The 15,124-nt window shown below is 67.9% G+C and carries 16 protein-coding genes; 15 read left to right on the forward strand and 1 reads right to left on the reverse strand.

Annotation, left to right across the window (positions count from 1 at the left end):
* Positions 1-124 precede the first annotated feature (124 nt).
* The gene (locus K4G53_RS06775) at positions 125-886 is read left to right on the forward strand and encodes an N-acetyltransferase (RefSeq protein ID WP_221385101.1); all 762 of its coding nucleotides are present in this window, start codon (positions 125-127) and stop codon (positions 884-886) included.
* A gap of 33 nt (positions 887-919) precedes the next feature.
* Here the strand turns inward: K4G53_RS06775 and K4G53_RS06780 are convergent, their stop codons facing one another.
* Positions 920-1,588 (reverse strand): acVLRF1 family peptidyl-tRNA hydrolase, encoded by a 669-nt coding sequence (locus K4G53_RS06780; RefSeq protein WP_221384846.1) that lies wholly within the window; start codon positions 1,586-1,588, stop codon positions 920-922.
* A gap of 62 nt (positions 1,589-1,650) precedes the next feature.
* Here K4G53_RS06780 and K4G53_RS06785 point away from each other — a divergent pair, with 62 nt between their 5' ends.
* The 14 genes from K4G53_RS06785 to nusB all read left to right on the forward strand — a co-directional run bounded on the left by K4G53_RS06785 (position 1,651) and on the right by nusB (position 15,114).
* Positions 1,651-3,102 carry a replication-associated recombination protein A gene (locus tag K4G53_RS06785; RefSeq protein WP_221384847.1) on the forward strand — a complete coding sequence of 484 codons (1,452 nt, stop codon included), beginning with the start codon at positions 1,651-1,653 and terminating at the stop codon, positions 3,100-3,102.
* A gap of 170 nt (positions 3,103-3,272) precedes the next feature.
* A complete protein-coding gene (gene rpsD / locus K4G53_RS06790) occupies positions 3,273-3,899 on the forward strand; it encodes a 30S ribosomal protein S4 (protein ID WP_043454433.1) in 627 nt (208 codons plus the stop codon).
* A 148-nt stretch (positions 3,900-4,047) separates the two neighbouring features.
* A complete protein-coding gene (locus K4G53_RS06795) occupies positions 4,048-4,422 on the forward strand; it encodes a DUF948 domain-containing protein (RefSeq protein ID WP_221384849.1) in 375 nt (124 codons plus the stop codon).
* 17 nt (positions 4,423-4,439) lie between these two features.
* Positions 4,440-4,670: a DUF6167 family protein gene (locus K4G53_RS06800; RefSeq protein WP_221384851.1), complete on the forward strand. Its 231-nt coding sequence runs from the start codon at positions 4,440-4,442 to the stop codon at positions 4,668-4,670.
* A gap of 119 nt (positions 4,671-4,789) precedes the next feature.
* On the forward strand, positions 4,790-7,468 hold the full coding sequence (alaS, locus tag K4G53_RS06805; RefSeq protein WP_221384853.1) for an alanine--tRNA ligase: 2,679 nt from the start codon (positions 4,790-4,792) through the stop codon (positions 7,466-7,468).
* Between the two features lie 7 nt (positions 7,469-7,475).
* Positions 7,476-8,075: a Holliday junction resolvase RuvX gene (ruvX, locus tag K4G53_RS06810; protein ID WP_221384855.1), complete on the forward strand. Its 600-nt coding sequence runs from the start codon at positions 7,476-7,478 to the stop codon at positions 8,073-8,075.
* The gene (gene mltG / locus K4G53_RS06815; protein ID WP_221384856.1) at positions 8,072-9,718 is read left to right on the forward strand and encodes an endolytic transglycosylase MltG; all 1,647 of its coding nucleotides are present in this window, start codon (positions 8,072-8,074) and stop codon (positions 9,716-9,718) included. Before ruvX ends, mltG begins: the two co-directional genes overlap by 4 nt.
* Positions 9,715-10,575 carry a shikimate dehydrogenase gene (locus K4G53_RS06820; protein WP_221384857.1) on the forward strand — a complete coding sequence of 287 codons (861 nt, stop codon included), beginning with the start codon at positions 9,715-9,717 and terminating at the stop codon, positions 10,573-10,575. The genes mltG and K4G53_RS06820 overlap by 4 nt, the downstream gene beginning before the upstream one ends.
* Before the next feature lie 23 nt (positions 10,576-10,598).
* Entirely contained in the window at positions 10,599-11,798 is a 1,200-nt protein-coding gene (gene aroC, locus K4G53_RS06825; RefSeq protein WP_221385102.1) for a chorismate synthase, read from the forward strand.
* Complete coding sequence (locus K4G53_RS06830; protein ID WP_221384859.1) at positions 11,798-12,367, forward strand: shikimate kinase; 570 nt, start codon at positions 11,798-11,800, stop codon at positions 12,365-12,367. The genes aroC and K4G53_RS06830 overlap by 1 nt, the downstream gene beginning before the upstream one ends.
* Positions 12,364-13,452, forward strand: coding sequence for a 3-dehydroquinate synthase (gene aroB / locus K4G53_RS06835; RefSeq protein WP_221384861.1), 1,089 nt, complete (start codon positions 12,364-12,366; stop codon positions 13,450-13,452). Before K4G53_RS06830 ends, aroB begins: the two co-directional genes overlap by 4 nt.
* On the forward strand, positions 13,452-13,970 hold the full coding sequence (locus K4G53_RS06840; protein ID WP_221384863.1) for a tetratricopeptide repeat protein: 519 nt from the start codon (positions 13,452-13,454) through the stop codon (positions 13,968-13,970). The genes aroB and K4G53_RS06840 overlap by 1 nt, the downstream gene beginning before the upstream one ends.
* A gap of 170 nt (positions 13,971-14,140) precedes the next feature.
* Positions 14,141-14,704: an elongation factor P gene (efp, locus tag K4G53_RS06845; RefSeq protein WP_141941547.1), complete on the forward strand. Its 564-nt coding sequence runs from the start codon at positions 14,141-14,143 to the stop codon at positions 14,702-14,704.
* A complete protein-coding gene (gene nusB / locus K4G53_RS06850) occupies positions 14,704-15,114 on the forward strand; it encodes a transcription antitermination factor NusB (RefSeq protein ID WP_221384865.1) in 411 nt (136 codons plus the stop codon). The genes efp and nusB overlap by 1 nt, the downstream gene beginning before the upstream one ends.
* Positions 15,115-15,124 lie beyond the last annotated feature (10 nt).

A 15,124-nucleotide genomic window follows, 5' to 3' on the forward strand; every position in this document is an offset into this window, starting at 1 on the left:
GAAGGGCCGCAGCAGGCCCGGCCACCTGGAGGCTCCCCGTGCAACCGGGGAGCCTCCGGGTTTAACGGCCCTGATCCACAAGGAGCACTCCGTGGCCGCAACACACCCCCTGGAATGCGCCCCGATGGACCTGGAAACCGCAATGGACGCCGCGTGGCCGGCCCTCGACCGGCACGAGGCCGGCGGGTGGGTGCTGCGGGCTGCCGGCGGCGTGACCCAGCGAGCCAACTCCATCTGGCCGCGAACCATAAGCGGGGATCCGGACCTGCAGCAGGCCCAGCTCCGCGAAGCCCGGTCCTGGTACCGCAGCCGGCGGCTGCCGGTGATCTTCCAGGTCTTCGACGGGCAGCACGCTGCCGCACTCAACGGCCTGCTTGATGCCGAGGGCTTCACCTGGCAGTCCGAAACCCTTGTCATGACGCGCGGGCCGTTGACCGGAACATCGGAGCAGGCTGGGGTGGAAATCTCCCGGGAGCCGTCTGCCGACTGGCTGGAAGCCTGGTGGGAGGTGGACGGACGCGGCGGTGCGGACGCCCTGGCCACGGCGCGGGACATCCTGCTGGGCTGTCCGTCCATCTACGCACTGGTGCGCGACGGGCACGGGCTGCCGGCCGCCGTCGGGCGCCTGGCCATTCCGGCCGATGGCACCCACGGGGGTGTGTACTGCATGGCCACCCGGGCGGAGGCACGCCGCCGGGGCCACGGCGCCGCCGTGTTGCGGGCCCTGCTGCACGCCGGGGCGGAAGAGGGGCTGTCCGGCTACTGGCTGCTGGTGACGGCGCCCAACCACGCGGCGCAAGCCCTGTATGCCACTGCCGGGTTCACGGAAGCGGGGCGCTACCGGTACCGGCAGGAGCGTCCCCGCCGCGCTCTGACGGGTTGCTGAACGACGCCCGGCAGCGGCAGGAAGAAGCGCCGCCTACCCGGCCGGATCCGTCACCGTGACCCGCACCGAGCACGCGTCCGCGGCGGCTTTCTTCACAACGGCGGCCCGGGGTTCTGCCACATCCAGGTAGCCAAGGCGGGGGAGCCGGGCATACTCCCGCAGGGCCGGGTCCGCAAGGACGAGGCCGGCCAGGGTCCTGTCGCCGCCGGGCACCACGTACTCGAACGGGGCAGCGCGGAACACCTGCGCAGCCTGTTCCGCCACGGCGGCCACCAGGGCGTCCGCCTGGTTGGACCGGCGCCGGGCGAATCGCTGCTGGGACTGGCCGCCCGCGGCAGTTCGTGACTGCACGTAGCGGGTGCCCGCCTTGGACGCCAGCAGCAGTCCCTCGCTGGCCACACCGATCCCGTAACCGCCGCGCCGCACCAGCAGCAGTCCGAGCCGGCGCGGCTGGGAGGCCAGGGCCGCGAGCCGTTCCAGGGGGCCTGCGCCCCGTCCGGGCCGGCCGTCGTCCGGCCAGGGTGCCTGCAGCAGCGCCGTGGCTCCGTCGGCTGCCACCAGGTGGAGGCCGTCGTCGCCGTCCTGCAGCCGGTAGCCGCCGTGGGCGGCCCCGAACCGCTCGGCCCAGCCCGCCAGCCGGGGCCCGGAAACGTAGGTTGTCCGGACGGACGGCGTACCGCCGGCGGCAGCAGGGGCTGGCATGGGAATTCCTTCCGTGGCGGAACGCGGGCGGCGCAGGTGGGCAATGGAAGTAGCCTATCTAGGTGGATGATCTCTTCGGGCACGGCCCCGACAACGACGACGACGATGGTCCGGTCGCCGCGGGCAGCCCCGGGGCGGGCACCGGAGCCAAGGCGCCGCGCAGCCCGCTCGCCGTGCGGATGCGGCCGCGCACGCTGGACGAAGTGGTGGGCCAGCAGCACCTCCTGGGCCAGGGTTCGCCGCTGCGGCAGCTGGCGGCAGGCGCCGATGCCGCGGGGCCGGCAGGTCCCAGTTCGCTGATCCTGTGGGGGCCGCCCGGCACCGGCAAGACCACGCTCGCTCACGTGATCGCCCGGGGACCGGGGCGCAAGTTCGTGGAACTGTCCGCCATCACCGCCGGCGTTAAGGACGTGCGCCGCGTCATGGACGATGCCCTCACCGCCCGCGACCTGTACAAGACCACCACCGTCCTGTTCCTGGACGAGATCCACCGCTTCAACAAAGCCCAGCAGGACGCACTGCTGCCCGGCGTCGAAAACCGCTGGGTGGTCCTGGTGGCAGCCACCACCGAAAACCCGTCGTTCTCGGTGGTGTCGCCGCTGCTGTCCCGTTCCCTGCTCCTCACGCTCAAGCCGCTGACGGACGCCGACATCGAGGGCCTGCTGGTGCGGGCCGTGGCGGATCCCCGGGGCCTGGGCGGGAAGGTGCAGCTTAGCGATGAAGCGCTGGAGCACCTCGTGCGGTTGTCCGGCGGTGACGCCCGCCGGGCCCTGACGGCGCTGGAAGCCGCCGCCGGCGTCGCTTTCGGTGACGCGGACGACGTCGAACGTTCCGCAGGGGAAAACGGTTCGGCCGGGGAGCCGGTCACCGCAGAGCCGGTCACCGTGGACCTGCGCCACACCGAACGCGCCCTGGACGTCGCGGCCGTCCGCTACGACCGCGCCGGGGACCAGCACTATGACGTGGCCAGTGCCTTCATCAAGTCCATCAGGGGCTCGGACGTTGACGCGGCGCTGCACTACCTCGCCCGCATGCTCGAGGCGGGGGAGGACCCGCGCTTCGTGGCCCGGCGGATCGTCATTTCCGCGGCGGAGGACGTGGGCATGGCGGATCCCAGCGCCCTGCAAACGGCCGTCGCGGCGGCGCAGGCGGTCCAGCTCATCGGGATGCCCGAGGGCCGGATCATCCTCGCCGAGGCGGTGGTCCACCTGGCAACGGCACCGAAGTCGAACGCGGCCTACATGGGCATCAACAAGGCCATCGCGGACGTCAGGGCCGGACTCGGCGTCGGGATACCCGCACACCTGCGCGATGCGCACTACCCCGGGTCCAAGCAGCTGGGCCATGGCGTGGGCTACAAGTACGCCCACGATGCACCCCACGCCGTCGCCACCCAGCAATACCCGCCGGATGACCTCGTGGGCCGCGACTACTACCAGCCCACCGGCAACGGCGCCGAACGCGACATTGCCCAGCGGCTGGAGCGGCTGCGCAGGATTGTCCGCGGCAAGTGAGCCCGTGGTAGGCTGGATCTTCGTCTGGCAAGGCTCGGACGCACAATCTCCCCACTTTCACGTGGGGAAGGTTATGCCCTGCGCCCAGTAGCAAAAGGCAGCGGTTGGCCGATGCTCTCCATCGTGGAGGCCAGTAACACTGACACACCGCAGATATTGGAAGGACACAAGTGGCTAACAACACTCGTGCTCGCCGTCAGGCCCGCCTCTCGCGGTCCCTCGGCATCGCTCTGACCCCCAAGGCCGCCAAGTACATGGAGCGCCGCCCGTACGGCCCCGGTGAGCATGGCCGTGCCCGCAAGAAGCAGGACTCCGACTACGCAGTCCGCCTGCGTGAAAAGCAGCGCCTGCGCGCCCAGTACGGCATCCGCGAAGCACAGATGACCCGTGCCTTCGAAGAGGCCCGCCGCACCAAGGGCCTGACCGGTGAAAACCTCATCGAACTGCTCGAAATGCGCCTTGACGCCCTGGTCCTGCGTGCCGGTTTCGCCCGCACCATCGCCCAGGCCCGCCAGCTGGTTGTGCACCGCCACATCATGGTCGACGGCATCCGCGTTGACCGTCCGTCGTTCCGCGTCGGCGAGGGCCAGCTGGTCCACGTCCACAGCCGCAGCGAGACCATGGTCCCGCTCCAGGTTGCCGCAGCCGGCGCCCACCGCGACGTCCTGCCTGCCGTTCCGGCCTACCTGGACGTCAAGCTCGAGGCACTCCAGGCCCGCCTGGTCCGCCGCCCGAAGCGCTCCGAAATCCCGGTGACCTGCGAAGAGCAGCTCGTCGTCGAATTCTACGCACGCTAAAACCCCAGCAGCGTATCCAAAGAAGCCCGTGGCAAGCGCCGCGGGCTTCTTTGTATGTAAGGTACTTGGGGGACATATGCGCAACGCGCCCCTCCGGGGCCCCGCGCGATGGCACCCAACCACAGAATTTCGAGGAGATGAAACGTCTATGTCTGGTGGCGATATTGCCGGCCTGATCGCTGCCGGAGTCTTCGCACTCCTGGTGCTGCTGCTCGCGGTGCCCATCCTGAAGCTGGGGAAGGTCTTTGACGAGGTCCGCACCGCCATCAAATCCATCAGTGACGGCGCCACGCCCCTGATGGACGAGGTCACCGCCACCGTCTCCACCACCAACCAGCAGCTGAAGAAGGTGGACGGCATCGCATCCAATGTCTCGGATGCGTCCGCCAACATTTCAGCCCTGTCCTCCCTGGTTGCCGCCACGGTCGGTTCCCCGCTCATCAAGGTCGCCGCTTTCAGTTACGGGGTCCGCACGGCCCTCGCCAACCGCCGGAAGCCCGCAGCCGGGCGCCGCAGCCGCTAGATTCGGAAAGAACGAGAATGAAACGACTTGTCTGGATGGGAATCGGCGTGGCCATCGGTGTCATCGCCTTCCGCAAAGTGACCCAAGCCCAGTCCAGCCTCGGCCCGGAAGGCCTCAACCGCGCCGTGGGCAGGCTTGCCGACGGGGTCTACGACTTCGCCGACGCCGTCCGCGCGGGGATGCGCGAACGTGAAACGGACCTGCGCAGCGCCCTCGGCGTCGACGCGGCAGACGTAGTCCGCCGCTGAACCCGCGGGCCCGGCCCGCACCAGAACCAACCGGCAGGGACCACCCCAAGGAACCAGCCATCTGAACGAACTTTCCGCGCCGCCTGGCGGGGCGGACCACGAAGGGTAAGAAACAGCTCATGAAGTCGCAGGAGATCACCAAGCGCTGGGTGGACTTTTTTGTCAGCAAAGGCCACACCGCGGTTCCTTCCGCCTCACTGGTCTCCAGCGACCCCTCGCTGCTGTTCACGGTGGCCGGCATGGTCCCGTTCATCCCCTACCTGACCGCCCGCGAAGAGGCGCCCTACTCCCGCGCCACCAGCGTGCAGAAGTGCATCCGCACCGGTGACATCGAGGAAGTGGGCAAGACCGCCCGGCACGGCACGTTCTTCCAGATGTGCGGCAACTTCTCCTTCGGCGACTACTTCAAGGAAGACGCCATCAAGTTCGCCTGGGAGCTGCTCACCAAGGGCGTTGACGACGGCGGCTACGGCCTCGAGCCGGAACGGCTCTGGGTCACCGTGTACGAAGAGGACGACGAAGCCAGGGACCTTTGGCTGAAGAACACCGGCGTCCCCGCCAGCCGCATCCAGAAGATGGGCAAGTCGGACAACTACTGGTCCACGGGCCAGCCCGGCCCCGCCGGCCCCTGCTCGGAAATCTACTACGACCGTGGTCCCGCCTACGGCGTCGAGGGCGGCCCGGAAGCCGACGACAACCGCTATGTCGAAATCTGGAACCTCGTGTTCATGCAGTACCAGATCGACAACGTCCGCTCCAAGGTGGACTTCGACATCGTGGGTGAGCTGCCTAAGAAGAACATCGACACCGGCCTGGGCATGGAACGCCTCGCGATGATCCTGCAGGGCGTCGAGAACATGTACGAGACCGACCAGGTCCGCCCCGTGATCGACAAGGCGGCCGAACTGTCCGGCAAGGAATACACCTCCGCGGAGTCCGACGACGACCCGCACCACACCGATGATGTCCGCATGCGCGTCGTGGCCGACCACATCCGCTCCGCGCTGATGCTGATCGCCGACGGCGTGGTTCCGTCCAACGAGGGCCGCGGGTACGTGCTGCGCCGCCTCATTCGCCGGGCTGTCCGCGCCATGCGGCTCCTCGGCGTCGAGCAGGCCTGCCTGCCGGAGCTGCTGCCCGCCTCCCGCGACGCCATGAAGGGCGTCTACCCTGTGGTTGAAACCGACTTCGACCGGATCAGCCGGATTGCCTACGCCGAAGAGAAGGCCTTCCTGCGTACCATCGCCTCCGGAACGGCACGCCTGGAGGAAGCCGTTGTGGCTTCCAAGGCTGCGGGCAAGCCGCTGTCCGGCGACGACGCCTTCACGCTGCACGACACCTACGGCTTCCCGATCGACCTCACGCTGGAAATGGCCGAAGAGGCCGGGCTGAAAGTGGATGAGGCGGCCTTCCGCAGCCTCATGCAGGAACAGCGCCAGCGTGCCCAGGCCGATGCCAAGTCCAAGAAGGGCGGCCACGCAGACCTCACCGTCTTCCAGGACATCCTGGCCCAGGGTGAGACAGTCTTCACCGGCTACACCGAACTCGACGGCGAGTCCCGCGTCCGCGGCCTGCTCACCGGCGGGCGTCAGGTCCAGCAGGCCTCCACCGGCGACGAGATCGAGCTCGTGCTGGCCGAGACGCCGTTCTACGCCGAAGCCGGCGGCCAGGCCGCGGACACCGGCCTGATCACCGGCGACGGGTTCGTCGTCGAGGTCCTGGACGTCCAGCGCCCGCTCAAGGGCCTGAGCGTGCACAAGGCGATCGTCCGCGAAGGCGAGATCGGGGCCGATTCCCTGGTGCGCGCCGCCGTCGACCGTGAACGCCGCCATGCCGCCGAGCAGGCGCACACCGGAACCCACATCGTGCACGCCGCGCTGCACCAGATCCTTGGACCCGAAGCCACCCAGCGCGGATCCTTCAACAAGGCCGGCTACCTGCGGTTCGACTTCGCCTGGGGCGAGGGCCTGAGCACGGCGACGCGATCCGAAATCGAGGAAGTCTCCAACCTGGCCATCCGCAACAACTATGCGGTGGAAACCAAGATCATGGGGCTGGCCGAGGCCAAAGCCATGGGCGCCATGGCGCTCTTCGGCGAGAACTACGGCAGCGAAGTACGCGTGGTGGAGATCGACGGCGCCTGGTCCCGTGAGCTGTGCGGCGGAACCCACGTGGCCAACACGTCACTGATCGGCAGCCTTTCGCTCCTGGGCGAGCAGTCCGTGGGCTCGGGCAACCGGCGCGTGGAGGCGTTCGTGGGTATGGAAGCCTTCCGCCACCTGGCAGCCGAGCGGGCGCTGGTCACCGAACTGACCGACCTCCTCAAGGTTCCGTCCGGGCAGCTCGCCGACAGGATTTCGGCCACCCTGGCCAAGCTCAAGGCGACCGAGAAGGAACTCGACCGGCTCCGCAAGGAACAGCTGGCAGCAGCCGCCGGACAGCTTGTGGACACCGCCACGGACGCAGCAGGCGTTCGTGTCATCGCCCACGACGCCGGAACGGTCAGTGGCGCGGACGACCTCCGTGGCCTGGCGCTGGACCTGCGGAACCGCCTCGGTTCGCAGGCCGCTGCCGTGGCTGTCGCCGGCGTCGCCAACGACCGTCCGCTCATTCTCGTAGCCACCAACGAAGCGGCCCGTGAGGCCGGCGTGAAGGCCGGCGCCCTGGTGCGTGTTGCGGCCGGTGTCCTCGGTGGTGGCGGCGGGGGCAAGGACGACGTCGCCCAGGGCGGCGGAACCGACGCCCTGAAGGTCGGCGCTGCCCTGGCCGCTGTCGTCGACGCCATCTCAAGGCGCTAGACCCGCCATGACCAGTGCTGTTGCTGCCGGCGGCTACCCCCAGGGCGTCAAACTGGGGGTGGACGTCGGCACCGTCCGGGTCGGGGTGGCCATCTGCGACCGCGACGCGATCCTCGCAACCCCTTACAAAACCCTTGACCGGAACGCCCGGAAAAACTCCGACGTGCGCGTCATTGCCAAACTCGCGGAGGAACTCGGCGCCGTCCAGGTCATTGTGGGCCTGCCCCGGACCATGAAGGGCGAGGAACGGACCTCCGCGACCATGGCCAGGGACTACGCGGAACTGCTTGCGGCTGAGCTTGCAGGCCGCGGCCTGGCGGTCCCTGTGAACCTCGTGGATGAGCGGCTCAGCAGCGTCTCGGCGCACCGCGACCTGCACGAAGCTGGCATGAGCAGCAGGAACCACCGTAAAGTAGTTGATCAGGTCGCGGCGGCGGGTATCCTGCAGCACGCCATCGACATGCAGAAAGCCAGGGGAGCGGATGTCGGCTCACGCGTGACGCCGCCTCCCCCTGCCGTGGACCTGGGGGTCAGCGCCAAGGACGAGCCTGTCCGCGGCACCCCGGGGGACACGGCCCGATCTTCAGATAATGGAAGGCAACAGTGAGCCCTGCCAACATTGACGACACTTCCGGTCCGGTGGACCCCGCGCTGGGGCGGCCGCTGACCCGCAAGGAGCTTCGGGCGCGCGAGAAGAGCCTCAACACGGGTGGCCACGACGCCGTCCCCCCGCAGGCGTACGAAACGGGCGAGGTCCCTCCGCCGCCGGCGGCGCCGCCCGCCGCTCCTGCCGTACCGGAGCCTTCCTTCGCCCCGCTTCCCGGCGCAGGTACCGTTCCGGCGGCTCCCGAGGCGCCGCCCTCCATCCAGGAGGAACAGCCCGCCGCAGGGCCCCGCGTCGACAGCCCGCAGCACGAAGACATGCATCCCGGCCACGAGGTCCCGGCCCCTGGCGAACCGCACGCTGCCCAGGCCGTCCCAATGATGGCCGGACACCGGTATGCGGCTGACGCGCACTACGCGGACGACGTCCACTACGCGGACAGGCACGACTACCAGGAAGACGTGCACGATGACCAGGCATATGCCCCCGCCGGCTACCACGACGACGCACACCCGGAGCCGGACCACAGCGACGCAGGCCACCATCTGCTCCCCGGTTCTTCGGCAGCCCAGGTAGTGCCCCGCCCATCCAAAAAGGTCCGCCGCCGCCGTCGACTGCTGGCGCTCTTCCTCACCCTGGCCGTCTTCGTCACGGCCGTGGCTGTGGGCGCGCAGTTCCTCAAGCCCCTCCTGGGCGGAGGCAAGCCCTCCGACTACCCGGGTCCGGGTACGGGTGAAGTCCGTGTGACGGTGGACAACGGGGAAGGCACCCGCTCGGTCGCCACAGACCTGGAAAACCAGCATGTGATCGCCAACGCGGACACATTCCTGCAGGCGTTCCACGCCTCCGGCGGAACCCTGTCGCCGGGTGACTACACCTTCAAGACCGAGATGAAGAACGCTGACGCAGTCAACGTGCTGCTCGGCAAGGACAAGACCAAGGTCATTTACTTCGCGCTCAGCGCCGGCCTTCGCATCGGCGAGTCCCTGCAGGCTATTTCCGAGGGCTCAGGGGTGTCCATACAGCAACTCCAGGCACTCAGCGACCAGCCCACGCAGTTTGGCCTGCCCGCCAAGGCCAAGAACCTCGAGGGCTACCTGGCCCCGGGCGAGTACCGCTTCCCACTGGGGACCCCCGCCAAGGACATCCTCCAGTCGCTGGTCAAGGCCACCGTTGACGAACTGGTCTCCCAGGGCATCACCGACCCCGCCAAACAGTACGAGGCCGTCATCGTGGCAAGCATCGTCCAGGCCGAAGGCGGCCAGGCCGACTACGGCGACGTCGCCGGGGCCATTTACAACCGGCTCAAGCCCAACGACCAGACCGGCGGCTTCCTGCAGGTGGACTCCGCGGTGACCTACGGCCTCGGCACCAGGAGCTTCAACTTCACGGATGAGCAGCGCCAGGACAAATCGAACCCGTACAACACCTATGCGAACCCGGGCCTGCCGCCGGGACCGATCGGATCGCCGGGCAAGACTGCCATCGACGCTGCCGCCCGGCCCAAGTCCAACGATTACCTGTACTGGGTGACCATCAACCTGGACACCAAGGAAACCAAGTTCGCCAAGACGCTGGCCGAGCACAACGCCTACGTTGAGCAGTACAACGCCTGGTGCAAGGCCAACGCGGGCCGCTGCACATGAGCCTGCGGGCTGCCGTCCTGGGCCATCCCATCAGCCACTCGAAATCCCCGGCCCTGCACCTTGCGGCGTATGGGCGGCTGGACGCCGGTATCAGCTACACAGCTATCGACGTCACCGAGGAACTGCTGCCGTCCTTCATGTGCCAGATCCGGAACCAGCCCGGCTGGCGCGGGCTGTCGGTGACCATGCCGCTGAAGACGGCCATGCTGGACCATGTCGATGAAGTGCGGGGAGTGGCGCGGACCCTGGGCGTGGTCAATACGGTGTCCTTCGAGGACACTGCGAACGGTCCCCGCGCCGTCGGTTCCAACACGGACGTCGTCGGGATTGTCAACGCCCTTCGGCATGCCGGTACCCGGAAGGCTCCATCTGCCGTCATCCTGGGTGGCGGGGGAACTGCTGCGTCAGCCGTCGCGGCCTTGCGGGAACTCGGGACCACCAGGGTCAGGATCTTTGTCCGCGACGCTTCCCGTACGGCCGATGTCCGCGCGGCAGCGGAGAGCCTGGGCGTTGCCCTCGAAATCGGCCCCCTGGCCGCCGCCGCCCGCCCGACAGCGGAAGCCGACGTCGTTATTTCCACCCTGCCGCCACGCGCGGCAGACGGACTCGCCGCCGAAATCGCCGCGCTCAAGACGCCGACTCCGGGCGTCCTGCTGGATGTGGCGTATGACCCGTGGCCCAGCCTCTTGGCCTCGGTGTGGCAGGCCGGCGGCGGCCGCGTGGTGCCCGGACTTGAGATGCTGCTGTACCAGGCAGTGGAGCAGGTGCGCCTCTTCTCCCGGCGTGGGGAAGACGTTAACGCAGCTGTCATAGATGTGATGTGTGACGCAGTCGGCCTTGCCCGGCGGGCGTTGTGACCGCCCTACGTGGCAGGATGGAAATTATGCGTTGGTTGACTGCCGGTGAATCCCATGGCCCGGCTCTGATGGGAATTATTGAGGGCGTCCCCGCCGGTGTCGAAATCACCAGCGGGCACATCGCTGACTCCCTGGCCCGCCGCCGGCTCGGATACGGACGCGGCGCCCGGATGAAATTCGAGCAGGACGTCGTCACCATCACCGGCGGCGTACGGCACGGCCGCACCCAGGGCGGCCCCGTTGCCATCCAGGTGGGCAACACCGAATGGCCCAAATGGGAGCAGATCATGTCTGCCGACCCCGTGGACCCCGAACTCCTCGCCGACCAGGCCCGCAACGCACCGCTGACCCGGCCCCGGCCCGGCCACGCAGACTTCACCGGCATGCAGAAGTACGGCTTCGACGAGGCGCGTCCGGTGCTGGAGCGGGCCAGCGCCCGCGAAACCGCCACCCGGGTTGCCCTGGGCACGGTGGCTGCGCGCTTCCTCAAACACCTCGGCATCGAGCTTGTCAGCCATACGGTGTCCATCGCGAGCGTCACCGTTCCGGAGGGCCGGCCGCTGCCCGTTCCGTCTGACGTCATCGCCCTGGACACCGACCCGCTGCGCTGCTTCGACCGCGAAACCTCCGACGCCATGGTGGCCGAAGTGGACGCCGCGCACAAAGAGGGCGAAACCCTCGGCGGCGTGGTGGAAGTCCTGGCCTACGGGCTTCCGCCGGGACTGGGCAGCTACGTGCACTGGGACCGCCGGCTGGATGCCCGGCTCGCCGCAGCCCTGATGGGCATCCAGGCCATCAAGGGTGTGGAGGTCGGCGACGGCTTCCTGACCGCAGCGCGCCGTGGTTCGGCCGCCCATGACGAGATCGTCCGCGACGGCGAAGGCCGGATTGTCCGCGCCAGCAACCGTGCCGGCGGCATCGAGGGCGGCATGAGCATCGGCGACGTCCTGCGCGTGCGCGCCGCCATGAAACCCATTGCCACCGTTCCCCGAGCGCTGCGGACCATCGACGTCAGCACCGGCGAGCCGGCGAAGGCCCACCACCAGCGCTCCGACGTCTGCGCGGTCCCGGCCGCCGGCGTCGTGGCCGAAGCCATGGTGGCCCTGGTCCTGGCCGAGGCTGTCATGGAAAAGTTCGGCGGTGACTCCGTGACGGAAACCGCCCGTAACATCAAGGGCTACCTGGAAAGCATCCCGGCATCCCTGGACTCGATCGGGCAGTAGTGCTCCACGGCAGCAAAACCGGACCCGCCTGCGGCCGGCCGATTGTCCTGATCGGTCCCATGGCCGTCGGCAAGTCAGCCATCGGCCAGCAGCTTGCGCAGCAGCTCGGTGTCCCGTTCATCGACACCGACGCCGTCATCGTCTCGGGCCACGGCTCCATTGCCGGCATCTTCGCCGGACACGGTGAGCGCGCGTTCAGGGAGATCGAGGCCCGGACCGTGGTCAACGCCGTCGAAGGAGCCCAGGGCACAACCACCGTCATCTCGCTGGGTGGCGGGGCGGTGCTCGATTCCGGGACGCAGCAGCTGATCAGCCGCTGCACTGTGGTCTACCTGGAGTGCGACGCCGATACCGTGGCCGACAGGATCGCCCGGAACTCGGGCCGTCCGCTCCTGGCCGGTGACGCGATGGCCCGCTGGACAGCAATGTTTGCCACCCGGCGGCCCATCTACGAGCGGCTCGCCGACATCACCCTGGACGTGCGCCACGGCTCGATATCCGAGCTCGGTGAACGGCTGGAAGCAGCACTGCGGCACCACGCAGCTGCCAAACAGGAAGTTGAAAAGTGAACACGCAATCAACCGTCATCAAAGTCACCGGCGAAGGCGCCGGCAACAATTACGACGTTGTCGTCGGGCGCGGCCTGCTGGACGGACTTCCCGCGCTGCTCGGTGAGCGGGTCCGCCGCGTGCTGGTGATCCACCCCCGCGCGCTGCGCCTCACCGGCGACGCCGTCCGCGACGAACTCGCGGCCGCAGGCTTCACCTCGCTGACTGCGGAAATTCCGGACGCCGAGGAAGGCAAGCACATCCAGGTCGCGGCGTTCTGCTGGCAGGTCCTGGGCCAGAACGACTTCACCCGCTCCGATGCCATCGTTGCTGTCGGCGGGGGAGCGGTCACCGACCTCGCCGGCTTCGTGGCGGCCACCTGGCTGCGCGGGGTCAAGGTCATCCACATGCCCACCAGCCTCCTGGCCATGGTGGACGCCTCCGTGGGCGGCAAGACCGGCATCAATACTGCCGAAGGCAAGAACCTGGTGGGCTCCTTCCACCCGCCGGCCGCCGTGCTGGCAGACCTGGATACCCTGGACACGCTGCCGAAGAACGAGATCATCTCCGGCATGGCCGAGGTCATCAAGTGCGGCTTCATTGCCGACCCCGCCATTCTTGACCTGGTCGAAAACACCGCAGCCGTGGTGGACCCCCGCTCGGACGTGCTGCGGGAACTCATCGAGCGGGCCATTGCCGTCAAGGCGAAGGTGGTCTCCGAAGACCTGAAGGAATCGGGCCTGCGGGAGATCCTCAATTACGGCCACACCCTGGGCCACGCCATCGAACTGGTGGAGCGCTACTCCTGGCGGCATGGCGCCGCCGTCTCGGTGGGCATGATGTTCGCCGCCGAGCTCGCCCGCAGCGTTGGCCGGCTCAGCGATGCCGACGCCGACCGGCACCGCAGCATCCTGGACGGACTTGGGCTCCCGGTCACCTACCGCCGGGACCGCTGGCAGGGGCTGCTGGACGGCATGCGCCGCGACAAGAAGTCCCGCGGGGACCTGCTGCGGTTCGTGGTGCTCGACGGAATCGCCAAACCGGGCATGCTGGACGTCCCGGACACCTCGCTGCTGTTCGCGGCCTACCAGGAGATCGCTTCCTGATGCAGGGCGACATTAACGGAACGGCGGACTGGCCGGAGGCAGGTTTCCCGGGCATCCGCATCAACCCCGAAACCCTGCTGCCGCAGGTGGTCAACGAGGACGCCTGCCACGCTGCCCTTGCCGCCTCCACCGACCCCGCGGACCACATTTTCGTTTTGCTTGTGGAGGGCCACCCTTCGGAGGCCGCCGAATTGCTTGCCGAAGCCCGGTTCAAGGATCCCGAATCGTTCCGGTTGCGTGTCTTCGAAGCCGAAGTGCTGCGCGTAACGCACCGCACGGACCGCGCCATTGAGCTGTTCCGGCAGCTCCTTGCCGAAGTGCACGGCACGCCCCGCGAGGCCGTGGCACTGCACTTCCTCGGTAAGGCGCAGTACACCGCCGGCCAGATTGCGGCGGCGGTGGAATCCTTCACCCGCTCGCTGGACCTGCGCGTGGCACAATCAGCCGACGCAGCGATGATCTACTCCTCAACCGTGGCCCTTCAACGGGCACGTGACGTCCTGGAGCTCGCCTGCTGAAGCGGGTCGCACGGACCCGTGAGGGGCACCCGGCATTTGCCGGTAGAATGGATGTGGGATTTTTGCGTCCCCGCGATTTTTGACAAACACGAGCAGGCAGGCCGTCAGGCGTGCCCGCCCGGCATACAGCATCTGACCGCACGGCCAGACACGGAAACCAGAGGAAACCAGTGGCAACCACTAACGACATCAAGAACGGAACGGTCCTGAAGCTTGAGGGCCAGCTCTGGAACATCATCGAATTCCAGCACGTCAAGCCCGGCAAGGGCGGCGCCTTTGTCCGGACGAAGATGCGCAACGTTATGTCCGGGAAGGTTGTGGACAAGACCTTCAACGCCGGCCTCAAGATCGAGACGGCCACTGTGGACCGCCGCGACTACCAGTACCTGTACCAGGACGGTGCGGACTTCGTGTTCATGGACACTTCCGACTACGACCAGATCACCGTCTCCGGTGCGACGGTGGGCGACGCCACCAACTTCATGCTCGAGAACCAGATGGTCAACATCGCCATCCACGACGGCACCCCCCTCTACATCGAACTGCCGCCGAGCGTTGTCCTCGAAATCACCTACACCGAGCCGGGCCTGCAGGGCGACCGCTCCTCCGCGGGCACCAAGCCGGCCACCCTGGAAACGGGTTACGAGATCCAGGTTCCGCTGTTCATCGAGAACAACACCAAGGTCAAGGTGGACACCCGCGACGGCAGCTACCTGGGCCGGGTCACCGAGTAGTGAGCGCCCGCGGTAAAGCCCGCAGCAGGGCTCTGGATGTTCTTTTCGAGGCGGAGCAGCGCTCCGTTTCGGCGTTCGACGTGCTTCGCGCACGCCGGGAAAAGACCGACCAGGTAGTCAACCCTTACACGGTGGAAATCGTCGAGGGCGTGCTGTCCCAGCAGGCTGCCATCGACGAATTCCTCGAGACCTACTCACAGGGCTGGAGCCTGGAGCGCATGCCGTCGGTGGACCGGATCATCCTGCGCATCGGCACGTGGGAGCTTCTGTACAACGACGACGTCCCCGACGGCGTGGCGGTCAGCGAGGCTGTTGCGCTGGCCAAGACACTGTCCACGGACGAGTCCCCGCAGTTCATCAACGGCCTCCTGGGCCGCCTGCAGCAGCTGAAGCCCTCGCTGCTCGCATAGCTGCCTGGAC

It is taken from the genome of Arthrobacter sp. MAHUQ-56, assembly GCF_019710585.1.
GTDB lineage: Bacteria > Actinomycetota > Actinomycetes > Actinomycetales > Micrococcaceae > Arthrobacter.

What these genes read in the sequence shown, in the direction of transcription:
- K4G53_RS06775 (WP_221385101.1), top strand. Translation starts at nt 125, where the DNA reads ATGGACCTGGAAACCGCAATGGACGCCGCGTGGCCGGCCCTCGACCGG.
- K4G53_RS06780 (WP_221384846.1), bottom strand. Translation starts at nt 1,588, where the DNA reads ATGCCAGCCCCTGCTGCCGCCGGCGGTACGCCGTCCGTCCGGACAACC.
- K4G53_RS06795 (WP_221384849.1), top strand. Translation starts at nt 4,048, where the DNA reads ATGTCTGGTGGCGATATTGCCGGCCTGATCGCTGCCGGAGTCTTCGCA.
- K4G53_RS06800 (WP_221384851.1), top strand. Translation starts at nt 4,440, where the DNA reads ATGAAACGACTTGTCTGGATGGGAATCGGCGTGGCCATCGGTGTCATC.
- alaS (WP_221384853.1), top strand. Translation starts at nt 4,790, where the DNA reads ATGAAGTCGCAGGAGATCACCAAGCGCTGGGTGGACTTTTTTGTCAGC.
- ruvX (WP_221384855.1), top strand. Translation starts at nt 7,476, where the DNA reads ATGACCAGTGCTGTTGCTGCCGGCGGCTACCCCCAGGGCGTCAAACTG.
- K4G53_RS06820 (WP_221384857.1), top strand. Translation starts at nt 9,715, where the DNA reads ATGAGCCTGCGGGCTGCCGTCCTGGGCCATCCCATCAGCCACTCGAAA.
- K4G53_RS06840 (WP_221384863.1), top strand. Translation starts at nt 13,452, where the DNA reads ATGCAGGGCGACATTAACGGAACGGCGGACTGGCCGGAGGCAGGTTTC.